The sequence below is a fragment of the Enterococcus asini ATCC 700915 genome, from assembly GCF_000407365.1.
Classification (GTDB): domain Bacteria; phylum Bacillota; class Bacilli; order Lactobacillales; family Enterococcaceae; genus Enterococcus_C; species Enterococcus_C asini.
The window spans coordinates 86,882-104,323 of the sequence record NZ_ASVU01000002.1; the positions used below are offsets into that span (position 1 = coordinate 86,882).

Consider the following 17,442-nt stretch of genomic DNA (forward strand, 5'->3'; position numbering starts at 1 on the left):
TAAATTTCTAAAAAATTCTGCCATTATGTCCACTTTGCTTTTTCTTTTGTTGGATATATGAGTGTGCGTAGCGTTGGCGGGGCGCAACATTTTCTAATATCTTTTTTCTTTAAATCAACAGCCATTACAGCATTAACTGCAGTATGTACAGTATCTCTGTTTATCTAACAGTAATACTTGATGATTTTATATTTTGTTGGGCATTGCGTCAGCAATGCAGGGAGATGAACGCAGTGAATTTCCCTAGTAGGTTTTTCCAACTTAACACTACACTAACTATACATACTTTAATACTTTAATAAACAGTAATAACAGTATATACAGTAATACTGCATTAACAGAAAGGACAGGATGAAAATGAGTGAGCTGATGATCTGCAATAATACTCTTGCAAAAGGAACTATATCCAAGGTGGGAGGGCCACGCAATTTTGCAGTCCTTCTTGTAATACTGGAAAGCATTGGAGTGGGTGAGAGCTTTTGTAAGCTGACCATTGATGAGATAGCTTCCCGCTGTGGAATCAGTAGAGATTCTGTAATGGCAGCGGTGAAGGAGCTGACTTCTAAACCTATTGCTGTTGGTGAGCAGCCCCTGCTGCATAAGAGAGTGTTACCAGCAGAGGGCGGCCGCAGGAAGAACCTGTATTACCCCAACTATGCAATGTTTAAAGGTGAGGAGTTTGACTTGTACTGATGGAAGCAGTTCACAATGCAATATAAGCTCTAAAATGCCCTATGACATAGGAGAAAACAGAAGTCTAACTTTAATCTAAGGTATTTACACCTGATTATAGGAGCAGTCATTTTTCCTACTAACTGACTGAGAAAAATAGGCAATAGTGAACAGAAAGCACTAGCAAGGAACCTGGACACTTCATGCTGTTCTACAGTAGTTTCCTGATCTTCCTTATTGGTGGCAGTTCATCATAGGCTTTCCTGATAGACTTCTTGCCGTCAATTACTTCTGCGTATTTCTCTGGGGCTTCACGTTTAACCCGCCTCAACCTGTCCACCTGCACCCTGCTTGTCCTTGCAATATCAGCAATCTTTTCAGATGTCCTTACTGGCTTTGTAGACTTTTTCTCCATGGAAGCAGAGTCTACTTTTCCAGTGAAGCGGTTGCCGTGAAACGCTGCTTGTCGTGCCTTTGCTTCCTTGGTCAGAGTCCCAAGCAGTTCCTCACTCTTCAGAACCACGTCAATGCGTTGGGCTGCTGTTTATCTACAGTCACACAGGGCACTTACCAGCTTGTAACTGTAAGCAGGGTAAATAACTGCATGAAACTGTTGCCTCTGTTTTTCCCTTATGACATAGGCAGAAAATGAAGCAGAACAAGCAGTAACAGAATTACAGGAGGTTCAGAGCTGACTGTGGATGATGCTGGGGACTCTGCAAGGGCTGGGATTATTAAGAAAGATTAAAGAAAAATAAAAAAATGCTATTGAGTGTAACATTATATGCCAGTTAAACCCCTACTTAATAGGGAAAAATAAACTAAAAGAAATAGGTATAAATGGGACATAGTAAAGGAGGCTTGCAGATGGCAAAGAAAAAAGTACAGATACCAGCAGAAGTAATTGCAATGCGGAAACTTATGGAAAACAGCATTAAAACTTGCAATACAACCAGCAAGAGCATGGATCAGCTTTGTTACCAGTTTAATGTGTTGAAAGCTGGCTTTGGCTCTAATGTAGTTACTCTCACTGATTACACAGAAGCGGTAGGCATTAAATACGCCACTTTTGCTTACAATATTGCTGCATATAATAAGCGCCAGCAGGCAGCTCTTGGAGCATTGGCAGGTGAAACTAAATGACGTTATCAGCGCAGGTAAAGAAATATCTGTTTGACGGCAAAGGCACGCCAGAACAACAGAAGGCTACAGCAATGCGCCTTGCAAAGTTAGCACCTGTTGAGTATACCAATGCGGTTATCACAGGAGAAAAAGGCGTGACCATTGGAGCAGAGTTACTGACTGCAGAAGACCTTGTGAAAGCATTTGAAGAAGAAATTCAGCTATCCAAAGCAGTTCTATTTGAGCTACAACAGCAGAACTACTTCAACAAGATTGTGGCAAAAGAATTTATTGGAGAGCAACAGAAGCTGTATAGAGACTGTATTAAACAGTTGCAGGCAGAGGAGGCAGACAATGCAGCGACCACATGAATATACAAGGAGAACTGAAGGCATTAAAACTGCAACAGATTGGCATGAAGTGTCAGAGTTTGACTTCACGGCTTATGCTGTTGAAGATTGGCGCAAGTGTAATGAAGATTTCTCGCAATTTTTAGTAGATGGCTTGCTACGTTTACCGCCTGACGTTATGCCAGATAATGCGGAAAGAGTGGCATTAGCAGAATACTTCACAGAATGTGCCTTTGCCCACTTTGGCCGACATCTTGATAAAAGAAACCTCTATTTTTTGAGTAATCTTTGTCTACTTGATTTTATCAATATGCCTAAAAGGAATAAGACAATGAATGAAAAAGACGGTTTTCTTACTCCACGGCAGCTGTATGAACGTAGCATGAGAGAGCGCAGTTTATCAGATGATACACTGGACTTCTATTTTACAAAGCGCCTGTTTCCTGACTTGCTACCACAACAGCGGAACACGCAGCCTATCAATATAAACAGTAGAAATTAAAGGAGAATGAAAGAATATGAGCAGTACTACAGATAAAATGACAGCATATTTTGAAGAACGGCAAGCAGCACAGAAAGCAGAGCGGGAAAAGCATGAAGCTTTATTGCAAGATGTGAAGGAATATCCGCTTCAGTCTGTTTTTGATTTTGTAAAGGTCAAAAATGGAGGAACTGAAGGAGTAGCCCCAGACGCCCAGAAGTTTTACGCAAAAGCAACGCAAGCAGATATGGAAGGTTATCTTGATGCAGCTGAAGCAGAAAACTTGCGTATTATCAAGCTGACAGAGGATGAACGCTTCATTCATAATAGGGCAGCCATTAGTTATCAGGATGCAACCAGACAACAGGAGTTAGTTGAAGCTGCACGCAACCAGCTGGCAAACTTCCGCCAAAAAGTGCAAGTTACACTGTTTGACGGTACGCCTGTATCAGAAGTAGAGAAGCCTGCTACTGGTGGCGTTGGCGTGAAAGTTCCTGTTACCTTTGAGGGGGCTGAATAATATGGGCTTATTTGATTTCTTCAGTCAGAAGCAGGCAGAAGCAGAAAAGCTGACTGATCCAGAGCGCTTAAAGTTAGACACTGAGACTTCAACCAGAGTGAAAAAACGCCTCACGTCTCTTGAGGGAACTGTGAAGGAAATGAAGGCGCATGAAGCCAAGTTAAAGCAAGAACTGCAACAAGCTGAAGCCATCAAGTATGGCAAGGAAGAAAAACCAGATTACACTGGCAAAGGCTTTGAGGCCTTTCTTTCTACTGTTACAGCCTACTCCAAAGGTAAGGCAGAAGCTAAGCCTCTTGAGCAAGTGCGCACAGAGATGGCAGAGTTTGAGCGCTACAAGGGGCAGTTCCTAACTGAAAAATTACGGGAGATTGAAGCAGACTTACACAAGCTGAAAAGCCAGCAGACTGCTAAATTGCGTGAGATTGAGTCTGCTTTGGAAACTGCCGACAATACAGCAGAGATTGATGAAATTTATAAAGTTATTGTGGCAGACTACCAGAGTTTAAATGTACGCACTGGCGCTATTGCAGCGTACTGCCCCCGCAAGTGGTATAGCACAGCTTATGAACGCATTGAGCGTGAGGGACTGGCTGGCAGAGATGCACGGCAACGCAAGCAAGGTAAGATTGATGCACAGTACGCTGCTAACTATATGGCAGCCCACAGTGGTGGAAAGCAATGACCCTGCAAAAGTTGACCAACAGCAATAAGCTAACGCCACAGCAAGAGCAGTTCATTGAGCTGTATTGCGACAGTGAGAACAAGATGACACAGCAAGAGATTGCAAATGAGTTAGGCGTTTCAAGAAAGACTGTCTCACGTTGGAAGAATGAGCCTGGCCCTGTGCGTATGGAGATTGAAAAGAAAGAAAAACTGCGTGCGCTTGGGCTTCTAAGTCTTGCCAATAATGCAATGGAGGACATCTTGCAGAATGGTAGCGACACTGCACGGGTAAAAGCAGCAGAGTACGCCTTACGCATGAATGGACTCTTGCAGAATGGAGCTTCAGAAGAGCTTACCAAAGAAGTGAAGCAAAAAATGACTGTAGAGGAAGCGTTGCAAAAGTATGGCATGGGAGGCCCTGCTGTTAAAGAAGCGGAAAAAGTTGACTTCCCGCAGCTTGACCAGCCACAGGGGCCACTTGATGCAGAGCATCTCTGGTTTAAATGACCGCTAAAGCAGGGCGCTGCATTGGCTGGCTGCTTGGCACACTGATTATTCTAGTTCCTGTGCTGTTGCTCTTGCTGGTTGCTGTCCTAGCTTTCAAGCTAATTGCAGCAACGTTAGGCATTACAGCATTATCTTTGGTGATTGTATTCATCTTTATCATGTGGTTACTGGTTAAAGCAGGCGCAATAATTCAGAAGTCTTAGCAGAAAAATAATCTGGTGGATGCTGTCAGCTGAAGCCAGAAAAAAATCTAAAGAAGGAGGCCCTCTGGCGGATAAGGCCTGTCCACGCTGACGGAAAACATTAGTGGACGCTGTGACCCTTTTTTAGTTATGCACTTACAGACGCCAAGCCAACTGGCGGGGCATCATGGTTTGCGTTAGGAAACTGTTCTAATTGTTCTTTCAGTAGATGCTGTGTGTGCTGCTTCCCTTTCTGGTTGGTGGGAGGTAGCGCAGAGTCTTTCATTGCAGATTCATTACCGCACACATGAAAGGTTGTGCGCTGCCTATAGCAGCAAAAAGAGTAGCACGTCATCAATGTACGGCTGTTTTCTCACTTACTTAGTGCAAAGTGAGAGGCAGCACAGAGCGTAGCAGTAATTAACTGTTGCTTTCTGTGGTGCCTGACTTAATGCAGGTATCAATGCCATATAATTTCCTTTCCTTAATTGACAGTGTAAACAAAAAATGACAGCAGAAATTGCCTCACGTCCCAGCTTAATGCTGTAAGGCGTGGGGCTTTTTTTGTTGCAGAAAATGGGAGGTGAACAGAATTGCTTTTTTACAAGGATAAACCAGTGGAACTGCAGTTTCCGTTAAAGAGTCTGGTAGCAAGTCAGGAAGAACAGCTGAAACTGCCAAGCTTGCTTGAGCCTGAAAAGCTACGCAAGCGCCATGCCTTCCCGTGGTTATATGTAGGGCTGAAAGCAGAGTTTCCGCAGATCACGTTGCAAGAAGTGAAGCGTGATTTCAGAAAGTATAGCAAGGATGAACTGCTAGAGGCTGTGTACAGCAGCATGGCAGTGGATAGAAACAGCAAGGACAGTCTGGAAAGGCTGTCTTTTTATATGGAAGAGGTGAAGTAGATGGCACTTGGAAAAATAAGTTTTCAGATTGATGTAGACACAAAGCAATTAAGCTCTAATCTAAAGCAAGCTACCAGTTCCTTCAAGGCTGTTGCAGATACTGCTGAAGCTGCAGGAGGCAAGGTTGGTAAGTCTGTAAGTCCATTAAAAGGCATGAGTAGTGCTGTAGGCGGCTTTATTTCAAAAGTAGGGCAGTTTGCTGTAGCTGGCGTGGCTGTAAAAGCTGCAAGCGCAGCATTTCAAATGCTGTCAGATAATGTGCAGGAGGCCCTGTCTGCTTCTGATAGTCTGGACAAGTTTCAGCAAACAATGCAGTTTGCAGGCATTGACAAAGGAGCTATTTCTGAAGCTAGTAAGGCAGTGAAGAAATATGCAGATGATACTGTTTATGACTTATCAACTGTAGCTAACACTACAGCACAGCTGGCTAGTAATGGCGTTAAAGACTTCACAGGACTTACACAGGCAGCAGGGAACTTGAATGCTGTAGCTGGCGGTAATGCTGATACCTTCAAATCTGTTGCCATGGTATTAACGCAAACAGCAGGCGCAGGCAAGTTGACCACAGAAAACTGGAATCAACTGTCAGATGCAATTCCGGGGGCAGCAGGGCCATTGCAGAAAGCCTTGCAGGATGCAGGCGCCTACACTGGCAACTTCAGGGACGCAATGGCGGAGGGGCAGATTACTGCTGATGAATTTAACAGCGCATTGATGGACTTGGGCATGAGTGACGTTGCAAAAGAAGCTGCAACTTCTACCAGTACATTTGAAGGTGCTTTTGGATCACTGGAAGCAACAGTGGTGAATGGCCTGCAGTCCATGATTGACAGCATAGGCAAAGGCAATCTTGTGGGGTTGATCAATGGCTTTACCTCTGCAGTGCAGACTGGTTTCCAGTGGGTAGGTCAGGCAATTCAAACTGTTATGCCATACGTGCAAAGTTTTTTCACAGGTCTCACTGGGTTTCTTGGGCAAGCAGCAGAGGGACTGAGCGGCTTTCTGCCTGCAATTTCATCTGTATTTCAAGGAGTTATTGATGTAGCATTGCCAATTCTTTCTAGTATTGTGGAAGGCGTGAAGCAGTATATTGGCTTCCTTGTGGAGTATTGGACAGGTATTTTCAGCGGTGACAACTCTGTATGGAAAACAGCTTTACCCGCATCTTTCAGTCTATTCTTGAAGTGGCTGTGCCTATCCTGCAAGATGCCATTAGCTTCATTCAGGGTATTGTAGGGCAGCTTACAACTTTCTGGCAGGAGAATGGGCAGCAGATTATTGCAGCTGTCCAGAACGCTTTCAGCATGGTTGCTTCTATCATCAACTTCATTATGCCTGCAGTTGCTTTAGTGATCCAGTCTGTTTGGGAAAACATTAAAGGAATCATTCAGGGAGCGCTGGACATCATTTTGGGGCTGGTAAAAGTATTCACTGGCATCTTCACAGGGGACTTCAGCACCTTCTGGGCTGGCATTAAGCAAATGTTTTCTGGTGCGCTGAACTTCCTGTATAACCTGTGGTCAGTAATTGCCATGGGCAAGATCCTTGGCGGTATCAAGTCCTTTGTTACTGCAGGCTTCAGCAGTATAAAAGGTTTTGCCAGCAATGTGATGAACGCCTTCAAGGGAATGCTAACGGGAGCTAGTGGCAGCTGGAATGCGCTAAAATCTGCTATTTCTGGCGCTATCAATGGCGCTAAAAGCATTGCGTCTGGTGCAGTGAACGCCATTAAGTCTACTGTTACGTCTGTGTTTAATGGCCTGAAGTCAGCTGTAACGGGGACATGGAACGGCATCAAGTCTGCCATTACTAACCCGATTGAAGCTGCAAAGAATGTTGTTTCTGGCATTGTGAACAAGATCAAAGGGCTGTTTAACTTCAAGTTGAAGTTTCCGCCTATTGAAATACCTAAGATTCCTCTGCCGTACTTCAAAATTAGTGGCAGCTTTAACCCGCTAAAAGGGCAGATACCTAAGCTAGATATAGGCTGGCACGCAACAGGTGGTATTTTCACAGGGCCATCTGTGATTGGCGTTGGTGAAGCAGGAGATGAAGCAGTAGTTCCTCTGTCTAATAAGTCACGCATGGCGCCTTTTGCAAAGGCCGTTGCAGACTTCATGCAAGATGGACAGAAGCAAGAGTCTACTAGCAGAAGAACTGCACAGCCTGTTAGCGTTGAAAGTCATATCTACTTGAATGAACGTGAGATAGTGCGGGCAATCACTCCTGGCGTCACAAAGCGTCAGACAGTGGATAAAGTAAATGATAATAGACGCAATGGACTGCGCAAGTAGCCCCAACTGAATAACCGCACACGGCACAGGTCTTACAGCTAATCACTGTGAGGCCTGTGTTATTCTTTTATGTGCAGCTAGAACTTTTGCCAGAGTCTACACACAGTAGTTCACAGTGTCTCATTATAGAACTGTGGGACATTGAACTAATGCAGCCCAACAGACTTTATCTGAGAAAGTCATTCAGGAAGTCAGAAGTGGGGTAACAGTTGGTACAGTAGACTTTCTGTAGGGTGCTGATAGACAGTAGGGAGTACTGCTGAATACTGCAAATATTAAGCAACTACTCTCCTTGCGTGACCCCCTTCAGAATTAGCAGGCACCTGTTAGCTACTGTTATCCATGCAGAGGGTAGTCAGAGTGTGGTGTTGTTCTTTCTGTTATTTATCTGTAGTTAACGGCTAATGAACTCTATGCAGAAGTGTGCTGATAATATTCAGTATATAACAGACTACAACTGTAATCATGCTGATATAAAAGAATATACACAGAAGCACCTGTAATCAACAGTAGCTGAACAGCTTGTAATTACTGTTGCATCAGCGTTTATAAGTGTTTGCTGAAACTTATTTAAAGTTAGTTAACATAATTATCTTTTATCTGTAGCAAATCTTTATGCAATTAAATGCAAAAGTAATCATCTGTCGCCAAAAGCAACTCTGTTATTCACTGCAAAGGCTTTTGCTGACTCTTACTGTTCATTCTGTTGTTGAAAGAGTGATACCGTGGCATGGGGAGGCGGGGGCTTTCTGGCTGGCCCCCAAAGTGTTAGTTGCTGTACACACCAATTTTGAAGTTCAGCCTTTAGCCTAACAGTCTCTTACAGTCAGCCAGAGTCCCTCCTAGAAGTCTATCTCTGTTTATCCATGCTGTTCATTCTTAGCTGTCAGTTACAGTCACACAGGGGAGAAAGTAGAGCAGTACTGCATACAGGTATAACAGTACCTAACAGAAGTCTAGCCAGTTTTTCCTCTATGCTATAGGGCATTTTTGCTGCTAGAATTGATGCTGAGGCCTGACAGTAGTTAAAGCCTTGCTGGAAATAAACAGGATGCCAGAAATAAATACATAGTAAATTTCAGAGTCAGGCATTGCATTTGCCAGAGTGGTTAGCAGTAGTGCTGTACCTCCTGTAATGGTGCACACAGGCGCATTTTAAGCGCATTTCAGACAGCAAGGAAGGTAAGTGACTGTTTGGAAGCTGTAGAGAGCCACAGATACACAAAGAAAGCCAGAGTCTCCAACTGTTAGATGACAGAAGGGAACTCTGGCTTATTGTTATGCTGTAGGAATGAGGGTAGCGCTGTTGTTACTGGTTGTCTTGCAACTGTTGACTGATGAACTCCTGCAATGCTTGTAGCTCTGCTGGGGATAGATCAGCAACATAACTCTGCAGGGCTTCAGTGGTAACAGGTTTGCCCAGCAAGTAATCCACTGAAACACTGAAAAGGTCTGCTAGTTGTAGCAATTTGTCAGTAGAGGGCTGCATTTCACCAGCTTCATATTTTCTTACTGTTCTCTCTGAAACATTCAAAGTCAAAGCAAGCTCCTTCTGAGTAATACCACGCTTGCTTCTGAGTTTTTTCAGTGTATCTGCAAAAAACATCTTTCCACCTCTTGACAGGACTAAATAGTTCCTCTATACTTTGTGTTGTTTGACAGGACTAAATAATTCCTGTTTGTTATCAAACAAAAGCCAGAGTTGCAGCTCTGGCAATCAAGCAGAAGTCAATAGTTGAACTGTCTACTTGTAGTCAATACAAGAATTATTATAGCAGTTCCCCTTTTGACTGACAATCACTAGGAGGGAAACACATGACAAAAACCGCAGTAGAAACACCAGAAAAATTAGTAGTAGAGTACCAACAGACAGGCAGCACACTTACATTTAGGGCAATATATGACTATCTGCAAGGCTACAATGAGCTTACCTATCTAACATTTCGCCAGATTCTGCCAGAGTCTATGCTAGACAGAGGGGAACTACGTGCCTTTGTAGATGACAGCATCATTCAGTCATTGAAAAGCTACAATGATACAGAAAGTCAGGTGGGCTTTCTTGCACACTTCCTGTTAACAGTTAGCCAGACAGCTGAAGCAGCTAAGCGTTGTCTGGCCATGAAGGTCTGTGCATTATCAGATATTCATATCTATAAGACAGCTAACCACTTGAAAGAGTCTGCTGTTAAACTGTGGCAAAAGCAGTGGCGCATGACTGCAGATGAACTTTTTCAATTTAAAGCAGAGATTAAAAGCGTGATGGCTGTGTATGATTGCTATAGCAAGAGTAGTCCATTGCATCAACGCCTTGCAAAACTGTTAGCGTGGGAAAGTACAGAGTTCTTAGGTAGTCCCGCAGGCATTTCAGTGGATCAGCAAGAATTACAGGAGGCCAGAGAGTCATTCAGGGAATTTTACTCCAATAAACTGCTAGAAGAAGCAATCACAGCTTTTCAATCAGGCCAACTGTCTGCCTTCAGCTCTATCCTGCACCACAGAGAGCTTGCAGAGGAGCGCAAGTCCATGCAGGAGCATCTGTCTGACCCACTTTTCCAATGTTATGAGCATGAGCCACTGGCAGCAGGTGAAATAGATGCTGTATTGGATGCTTCCTTGATGGACGCATTGGAAACATGGCAAAATGGCCAGAGAGTTGCAGACAGCTTCAGCACTTTTGTTCTCTGCAAGTGGCAAGTCATTGGCTACCAGAAAGAAACAGGGGGCAAGCTGAAGGACACGCTGGCTAATTGTATGTGCAGAATGGGACTGCCTGCAGATACGTTGGAAATCTTCAGCAAGAGTAGTAAGAAGGCCTCAGCTTATTACACTGTGTTAGCCATTGACCTGCTAACGGCATTGGAAACTGCTGACTTCATGGAATCATTGCAAGATTACAGTCAATACCTGCCAAACAGAGTAGAACCTGCTGCATGGCGTGCCTTCAGAAGCTACTGCAAAGCTAATGCGTTAAACGTTGCCCACTTCCCACAAGTATAATAGAAGAATAAACCAGTGAAGATACAAAGAAAGCCAGAGTTTATTGCTGTTAAGTCAGTAGTGACGCTGGCTTTTATTACATAAATGAATTACTGCCATCCTGACTTTTTGCCAGAGTGAAAATAATGAAATGCTGTAATACCAGTACAAATAACACTTAAAAATGCAACATCTTACAGAGATTACTGCCAGAATACAGTATTTTGCATCAAAAACAGGCGGTAATTGAAGAATTTTCTTGCTAAATACTGCCAAAATTTCTATAATTGCTGTAGCCCACAGAACAAGCGGTAAAAATTATTGCAAAGTAAGCGGGGCTGCTGTATAATACTTTGAGTGTGCTGATTGATGCAGTCAGAAATGGCGGTATAACAGCATTACACTACAAAAACCACATTTTACTGGTACTTGCTGGGCGGTGCTGCAACCTGCAGTTCCCAACAGGGATAATCAGTAGAAGAGGGAAAAAACCAAATTGGAGGAAACACAAAATGGCAGTAATCTCTATGAAACAATTGCTTGAAGCCGGCGTACACTTTGGTCACCAAACTCGTCGCTGGAACCCAAAAATGAAGAAATACATCTTCACAGAACGTAACGGAATCTACATCATCGACTTGCAAAAAACCGTTAAATTGGTTGATGCAGCCTATGACTACATGAAAGCTGTCGCTGAAGACGGTGGCGTTGCTTTGTTCGTTGGGACTAAAAAACAAGCACAAGACGCAATTAAAGAAGAAGCAACTCGCGCTGGTCAATACTATGTAAACCATCGTTGGTTGGGTGGTACTTTGACTAACTGGGAAACCATCCAAAAACGTGTTGCTCGTTTGAAACAAATCAACAAAATGGAAGAAGACGGTACTTTCGAAGTATTGCCTAAAAAAGAAGTTGTCGGCTTGAACAAGCAACGGGAACGTCTTGAAAAATTCTTGGGCGGTATCGCAGACATGCCTCGTATTCCAGATGTAATGTACATCGTTGACCCTCGTAAAGAACGCATTGCAGTTCAAGAAGCTCAAAAATTGAACATCCCAATCGTAGCGATGGTTGATACAAACTGTGACCCAGATGAAATCGACGTAGTAATCCCATCAAATGACGATGCAATCCGCGCCGTTAAATTGATTACTTCTAAAATGGCTGACGCATTTATCGAAGGCAACCAAGGGGAAGACCAAGTGGTTGAAGAAGATTTTGCAACAGAAGCTAACACTGAAAACACAACTTCAATTGAAGAAATCGTTGACGTAGTTGAAGGCGACAACGCTTCTGAAGAATCAGCTGAATAATATTCGTAATGGATGAGGAGCTGTTTCAAAGGCTGGGCGCCAAAAGCCGCACTCCCTTTGAAGCAGTTTTTTTGTGAAAAAATGCCCACGGGCTTATTGAACAAGGAGGAACTTGGAATGGCTGAAGTAACAGCAAAATTAGTAAAAGAATTACGTGACGCAACTGGCGTCGGCATGATGGATGCAAAACGCGCTTTGGTAGAAGTAGAAGGCGACATGGACAAAGCCGTTGACTTGCTACGGGAAAAAGGTATGGCAAAAGCTGCTAAGAAAAATGACCGGATTGCAGCGGAAGGTTTGGCTGCCGTTTCCGTTAAAGGCAATGTCGCAGCAATCGTTGAAGTGAACTCTGAAACTGACTTCGTTTCTAAAAACGAAATGTTCCAAGACCTAGTAAAAGAAATCGCTGACGTTGTAGCAGAAAACAAACCTGCTGATATGGAAGCTGCTATGAAATTGCCAATGGCAAAAGGTAGCATGGAAGAAACGTTAATCGAAGCAACTCAAGTAATCGGCGAACGGATTAACTTCCGTCGTTTTGAAGTTGTTGAAAAAGACGACAACGCTGCTTTCGGTGGCTACTTGCACATGGGCGGCCGGATTGCCGTATTGACAGTTATCGATGGCATCACGGACGAATCTGTTGCTCGTGACGTTGCCATGCACGTTGCAGCAATCAACCCTCGTTACGTGAACGAAAGCCAAATCCCTGAAGCGGAATTGGAACACGAAAAAGCAGTCTTGACTGAACAAGCATTGAACGAAGGCAAACCAGCGAATATCGTTGAAAAAATGGTTGCTGGTCGTTTGAACAAATTTAAAGCAGAAATTGCTTTGGTTGACCAACCATTCGTTAAAGATCCAGACATGACCGTTGAAAAATACGTGTCTTCTAAAGGCGGCACTGTGAGATCATTTGTCCGTTTCGAAGTCGGCGAAGGCATCGAAAAACGGGAAGATAATTTCGTTGAAGAAGTTATGAGCCAAGTGAAAAAATAAGACTATTCAACTAAATAAGGGGGGACGCATGAAAGTGCGCTCCCTTTTTTTGCAAAAATGAGCCGCTGCCGTTTAGGAGCTGGTCTGACCAGTCTTTACAAGTAGGCGGAGAAATACGGAGGAATCATCATGGAAAAACCAAAATATCAACGTGTCGTACTAAAACTTAGCGGGGAAGCTCTTGCCGGGGATGAAGGTTTTGGCATTAAGCCACCAACGATTAAAGACATCGTCAAAGAAATCAAAGAAGTGCATGATCTAGGCGTGGAAATCGCAATCGTTGTCGGTGGTGGCAATATTTGGCGGGGACAAATCGGTGCACAAATGGGCATGGAACGCGCGCAAGCAGACTACATGGGCATGTTGGCAACTGTGATGAATGCCTTGGCCCTACAAGATACTTTGGAAAATGAAGGCGTGCCAACACGGGTGCAAACCTCCATCGAAATGCGTCAAATCGCGGAACCTTACATTCGTCGTCGGGCAGAACGCCACTTGGAAAAAGGCCGGATCGTGATTTTTGCCGGTGGTACTGGGAATCCTTATTTCTCCACGGATACGACTGCTGCTTTACGGGCCGCTGAAATCAATGCGGATGTCATTTTAATGGCGAAAAACAACGTAGATGGCGTTTACTCTGCCGATCCAAAAATCGATCATGAAGCGGTGAAATTCGAAACCTTGACTCACTTAGACGTGATTGCCAAAGGCTTGCAAGTTATGGACTCCACAGCAAGTTCACTTTCCATGGACAATGATATTCCATTGGTAGTCTTCAATTTAAATGAAGCTGGAAATATCCGCCGGGCGGTCATGGGTGAAAATATCGGGACAACAGTAAAAGGCAAGTAATTTTTTGGCAAGACAAGGGAGTAGCCAGCCATCTGCGCTACTCTCTTTTGCTATTAGTTCCAAGGGAGATTAGACTTTCTATCGGAACTCATTTCGCTTATAATAAAATAGTGGTGTAATCTTGTGAGGCTTTCTTTACAAGAGCTACTTTGAAAGTATGAAATCTATTTTATAAAAATGGTTAGGGGGAAACACAATGGCTGATGTAGTCATGCAAGAAACCAAAGAAAAAATGAATAAAGCTGCGGAAGCGTTGCAGCGGGAGTTAGGCCAAATCCGGGCTGGACGGGCCAACGCGAGCATTTTAGATCGGGTCATGGTTAATTATTACGGAGCACCAACTCCTGTGAATCAAATGGCGTCCATCGGGATTCCCGAAGCGCGACTTTTGGTGATTACACCATTTGACAAATCTACGATTAAAGAAATCGAAAAAGCGATCCAAACTAGTGATATTGGGATTACCCCTCAAACAGACGGTACTGTGATTCGCTTGGTGATTCCTCAATTAACGGAAGAACGCCGGAAAGAATTGGCGAAAGAAGTGAAGAAAGAAGCGGAAAACTCTAAAATCGCCATTCGGAATATCCGTCGGGATGCTATCGACAGCTACAAACGTCAAGAAAAAGCTGGGGACATCACAGAAGACGATCTACGCAGTGCAGAAAAAGACATCCAACAATTGACCGATGATGCCATCAAACAATTGGATGCTATCGCAGCAGACAAAGAAAAAGAATTGCTAGAAGTTTAAAAAAAGTTCAAAGTCGCCAATTTTTTTATTGGCGACTTTGTTTTTTTATCTCTGTTACTGTGACAGTGTGGAAATGACTTAACTGTTATAATACGTTATTTTTTATAATCGTATTTAAGCTTGATTAAATTGTATCCGTTTCCAAACAACTTTTTCGAAGGGAAGTCTGTTATAATTAGGATACCTTTTCTACAACGGAATGAAATAAAATAGTTATGGATCAAAAAGCACTTCCGCTAGTTCGGTATCGCAAATGATGGAGGTAAGGAAATGATTGAGGCACATCGTTTTAGTGACATTGGCAAAGGCTTAGAAGGACAAGTTTTGGACTATTTACAAGCACGAGGGCAGGAGGCAACCTTTCCTCATTTGATAGCAGTGGCCGAAGAAAGTGCGAAGTGGGCGCGTTTCTTTGACTTAGATGAAGCAGCGGCTTATCAGGCGGGCTTACTCCATGATATTTCCGTGGTGATTCCCGATGAAGAACGCTTGGCCTTTCATGAAGCGCATCATTTGGAGATTTTGAAAGCGGAACGGCATTTGCCCATGTTGTTGCATCAGCAACAGTCGGCAATTTTGGCTAAAGAGGTCTTTCAAGTAACCGATCCAGGAATCCTATCGGCGATCAGCTGTCATACGACTTTAAAAGCCGGGGCTACTAGTTTGGATCACTGTCTTTTCTTAGCAGATAAAATCAGGTGGGACCGGGGGACAATCCCTCCTTACTATGATGATTTGACCAATTTATTAAAACGAAAAGAGCTTTTACAGGCTTCCTTGCTGTATTTGGAATGGTTGTTTAACAACGATATTCAAGTCATTCATCCTTGGGCTTTGGAGGCTTTAAAAGAACTTCGCAGCCAAGTAACGGTGAACTTATAAAAAAATGTGAAGTGGATGCTTTGCTTTTCTGAAAAAAACCTTGGACACCACGTTCAAGGTTTTTTTGCTACTTTCAAAGAATCTCTAAAACTCGTGGAAAATCACTGGGTACGTGGGAATTTTGCTGAGTTTTGCCGGATTTTAATGGTATAATGGTTTTTGTCGAATTACTGGAAGGAAATGAGGGAGTTTCTATGTGGCGTCTTTTCCCACAAAAAAATAAATACGTGCAAGAAGAAGCAGACTTTGACTTTGATGCGACCAAAGCGATTCCTAAACACATTGCGATTATCATGGATGGCAATGGTCGTTGGGCGCAAAACCGGCGCTTGCCACGGATTGCTGGACACAAAGAAGGAATGGAAACCGTCAAAAAAGTGACCAAACACGCTTCAAAGTTAGGCGTTAAAGTTTTGACTTTGTATGCTTTTTCTACGGAAAACTGGAAGCGACCTACAGAAGAAGTCAACTTTTTGATGCAGTTGCCTGTGGATTTCTTTGATACCTTTGTACCAGAGTTAATCGCTGAAAATGTTCAAGTTCACGTGATGGGCTATACGGAATATCTACCCGCCCACACGCAAGAAGCGGTGAAAAATGCGGTGGCTCAAACGAAGGACAATACCGGGATGATTTTGAACTTTGCTTTGAATTACGGTAGCCGAGCAGAAATCATTACAGCAACTCAAGCAATGGCACAAGAAATGCTGGACACGGGGGCCTCAGTGGACTCTTTAAATGAAGAGCAGATGTCCAAACACTTGATGACCGGCTTTTTACCTGATGAGTTGCGGGACCCAGAATTAGTGATTCGCACCAGTGGCGAAGAGCGCATTAGCAATTTTCTTTTGTGGCAGATTGCTTACAGTGAATTGTTCTTTACGGATGCTTTGTGGCCTGATTTTAATGGGGAATTACTCGAAATGGCCATTGCATCGTATCAAAATCGCAATCGCCGGTTTGGCGGGTTAAGCAAGAAGGAGGAGCAAAAATGAGACAACGAGTTATTACTGCCGTGGTGGCATTGGCATTATTTATTCCCATTTTGATTGTGGGAGGAATTGCCGTAGAATTAACCGCTGCCTTTTTGGCAATTGTTGGGGTTTATGAGATGTTCCGCATGAAAGGCCTAAACATCGTCAGTTTTGAAGGGATTTTGTCTGCATTAGGGGCGGTCTTTCTCGTATTGCCCAAAGAACGTTGGTTTTTCTTTTTGCCAGCGGACACTGACAGCATCATGCTCTTTTATTTGACGGTGATGCTACTGTTAGGTGCTTCGGTTGTATCAAAAAACATGTATACGGTGGACGAAGCCGGCTTTCCGGTCTTAGTCAGTCTTTATGTGGGGATTGGGTTCCGCGAATTCGTCGATGCCCGAAGTGAAAGTTTGATTATCTTGTTGTTCGGTTTGTTTATCGTCTGGGCAACGGACATCGGGGCCTATATGATTGGGCGCAAATTGGGCAAACGCAAGCTATGGCCTGAAATTTCTCCTAATAAAACCATTGAGGGGGCTTTAGGGGGCATCTTGTGTAGCGTCCTAGTAGCCTTGGCTTACGTGTTAGTCTTTCAAGGAAAACAAGACTTTGTTTACCCACTACCTGTGTTGTTGCTATTTACCGTGATTTTCTCGGTGGTAGGACAATTTGGCGATTTGGTGGAGTCAGCGATTAAACGTCACTTTGATGTGAAGGACTCCGGCACGATCTTACCAGGCCACGGGGGCATCCTGGACCGCTTCGACAGCATGCTCTTTGTTTTTCCAATCATGCATCTGTTGGGAATTTTTTAAACAAGTAATTCAAGTCAAACAGCTCGCCGTAAAAAATCGGCGAGCTGTTTTTTTAGAATTTCTTCATTTCCAATCGTTTCTTTTGCTTTTCTGTGACAATCCTTTTACTTTTTTTACAAGGAGAACTCAGAAGGTAGGGGGTGTGTTAAAATAGATGGGAATCAATCACTGTCGT

General features: G+C 43.6%; 21 protein-coding genes. 19 read left to right on the forward strand and 2 right to left on the reverse strand.

The features are described 5' to 3' along the window. Positions 1-351: 351 nt before the first annotated feature. Complete coding sequence (locus I579_RS10300) at positions 352-693, forward strand: MarR family transcriptional regulator (protein ID WP_034810332.1); 342 nt, start codon at positions 352-354, stop codon at positions 691-693. Between the two features lie 190 nt (positions 694-883). Here I579_RS10300 and I579_RS10305 read toward each other — a convergent pair whose 3' ends face one another. After that, positions 884-1,195: a hypothetical protein gene (locus I579_RS10305; RefSeq protein ID WP_034810333.1), complete on the reverse strand. Its 312-nt coding sequence runs from the start codon at positions 1,193-1,195 to the stop codon at positions 884-886. A 344-nt stretch (positions 1,196-1,539) separates the two neighbouring features. On the opposite strand from I579_RS10305, the gene I579_RS10310 reads away from it, so the two are divergent. The 10 genes from I579_RS10310 (at position 1,540) to I579_RS10355 (ending at position 7,699) form a co-directional block, all read left to right on the forward strand. After that, positions 1,540-1,815, forward strand: a complete 276-nt coding sequence (locus I579_RS10310) for a hypothetical protein (RefSeq protein WP_010753347.1) — start codon at positions 1,540-1,542, stop codon at positions 1,813-1,815. Beyond that, positions 1,812-2,165, forward strand: a complete 354-nt coding sequence (locus tag I579_RS10315; protein ID WP_010753348.1) for a hypothetical protein — start codon at positions 1,812-1,814, stop codon at positions 2,163-2,165. Before I579_RS10310 ends, I579_RS10315 begins: the two co-directional genes overlap by 4 nt. Then, positions 2,149-2,646, forward strand: a complete 498-nt coding sequence (locus tag I579_RS10320) for a hypothetical protein (RefSeq protein WP_010753349.1) — start codon at positions 2,149-2,151, stop codon at positions 2,644-2,646. The genes I579_RS10315 and I579_RS10320 overlap by 17 nt, the downstream gene beginning before the upstream one ends. A gap of 37 nt (positions 2,647-2,683) precedes the next feature. Continuing rightward, positions 2,684-3,145: a hypothetical protein gene (locus I579_RS10325; protein ID WP_155854783.1), complete on the forward strand. Its 462-nt coding sequence runs from the start codon at positions 2,684-2,686 to the stop codon at positions 3,143-3,145. 1 nt (position 3,146) lies between these two features. Continuing rightward, complete coding sequence (locus I579_RS10330) at positions 3,147-3,830, forward strand: hypothetical protein (protein WP_010753351.1); 684 nt, start codon at positions 3,147-3,149, stop codon at positions 3,828-3,830. Beyond that, positions 3,827-4,318 carry a phBC6A51 family helix-turn-helix protein gene (locus I579_RS10335; protein ID WP_010753352.1) on the forward strand — a complete coding sequence of 164 codons (492 nt, stop codon included), beginning with the start codon at positions 3,827-3,829 and terminating at the stop codon, positions 4,316-4,318. The genes I579_RS10330 and I579_RS10335 overlap by 4 nt, the downstream gene beginning before the upstream one ends. Beyond that, positions 4,315-4,521 (forward strand): hypothetical protein, encoded by a 207-nt coding sequence (locus tag I579_RS10340; RefSeq protein ID WP_010753353.1) that lies wholly within the window; start codon positions 4,315-4,317, stop codon positions 4,519-4,521. Before I579_RS10335 ends, I579_RS10340 begins: the two co-directional genes overlap by 4 nt. A 572-nt stretch (positions 4,522-5,093) precedes the next feature. After that, positions 5,094-5,405, forward strand: a complete 312-nt coding sequence (locus tag I579_RS10345) for a hypothetical protein (RefSeq protein ID WP_010753354.1) — start codon at positions 5,094-5,096, stop codon at positions 5,403-5,405. Beyond that, positions 5,406-6,641: a tape measure protein gene (locus tag I579_RS10350; protein WP_010753355.1), complete on the forward strand. Its 1,236-nt coding sequence runs from the start codon at positions 5,406-5,408 to the stop codon at positions 6,639-6,641. Next, positions 6,548-7,699 (forward strand): phage tail protein, encoded by a 1,152-nt coding sequence (locus I579_RS10355; RefSeq protein WP_143139852.1) that lies wholly within the window; start codon positions 6,548-6,550, stop codon positions 7,697-7,699. Before I579_RS10350 ends, I579_RS10355 begins: the two co-directional genes overlap by 94 nt. Before the next feature lie 1,309 nt (positions 7,700-9,008). Here the strand turns inward: I579_RS10355 and I579_RS10360 are convergent. Continuing rightward, a complete protein-coding gene (locus tag I579_RS10360) occupies positions 9,009-9,305 on the reverse strand; it encodes a helix-turn-helix domain-containing protein (RefSeq protein ID WP_010753357.1) in 297 nt (98 codons plus the stop codon). Between the two features lie 209 nt (positions 9,306-9,514). Here I579_RS10360 and I579_RS10365 point away from each other — a divergent pair, with 209 nt between their 5' ends. From I579_RS10365 to I579_RS10400, 8 genes are all read left to right on the forward strand, one after another. Next, positions 9,515-10,696, forward strand: coding sequence for a hypothetical protein (locus I579_RS10365; RefSeq protein ID WP_010753358.1), 1,182 nt, complete (start codon positions 9,515-9,517; stop codon positions 10,694-10,696). Between the two features lie 491 nt (positions 10,697-11,187). Then, positions 11,188-11,988, forward strand: a complete 801-nt coding sequence (gene rpsB, locus I579_RS10370) for a 30S ribosomal protein S2 (RefSeq protein ID WP_010753359.1) — start codon at positions 11,188-11,190, stop codon at positions 11,986-11,988. Positions 11,989-12,105: 117 nt separating this feature from the next. Continuing rightward, positions 12,106-12,987, forward strand: a complete 882-nt coding sequence (gene tsf / locus I579_RS10375) for a translation elongation factor Ts (RefSeq protein ID WP_010753360.1) — start codon at positions 12,106-12,108, stop codon at positions 12,985-12,987. Positions 12,988-13,116: 129 nt separating this feature from the next. Beyond that, positions 13,117-13,839, forward strand: a complete 723-nt coding sequence (gene pyrH, locus I579_RS10380; RefSeq protein ID WP_010753361.1) for a UMP kinase — start codon at positions 13,117-13,119, stop codon at positions 13,837-13,839. 196 nt (positions 13,840-14,035) lie between these two features. After that, entirely contained in the window at positions 14,036-14,593 is a 558-nt protein-coding gene (frr, locus tag I579_RS10385; RefSeq protein ID WP_010753362.1) for a ribosome recycling factor, read from the forward strand. A 270-nt stretch (positions 14,594-14,863) separates the two neighbouring features. After that, positions 14,864-15,475 (forward strand): bis(5'-nucleosyl)-tetraphosphatase (symmetrical) YqeK, encoded by a 612-nt coding sequence (yqeK, locus tag I579_RS10390; protein WP_010753363.1) that lies wholly within the window; start codon positions 14,864-14,866, stop codon positions 15,473-15,475. Positions 15,476-15,669: 194 nt separating this feature from the next. Continuing rightward, on the forward strand, positions 15,670-16,470 hold the full coding sequence (locus I579_RS10395; protein ID WP_010753364.1) for an isoprenyl transferase: 801 nt from the start codon (positions 15,670-15,672) through the stop codon (positions 16,468-16,470). Next, positions 16,467-17,267: a phosphatidate cytidylyltransferase gene (locus tag I579_RS10400; RefSeq protein ID WP_010753365.1), complete on the forward strand. Its 801-nt coding sequence runs from the start codon at positions 16,467-16,469 to the stop codon at positions 17,265-17,267. The genes I579_RS10395 and I579_RS10400 overlap by 4 nt, the downstream gene beginning before the upstream one ends. Positions 17,268-17,442: the final 175 nt, after the last annotated feature.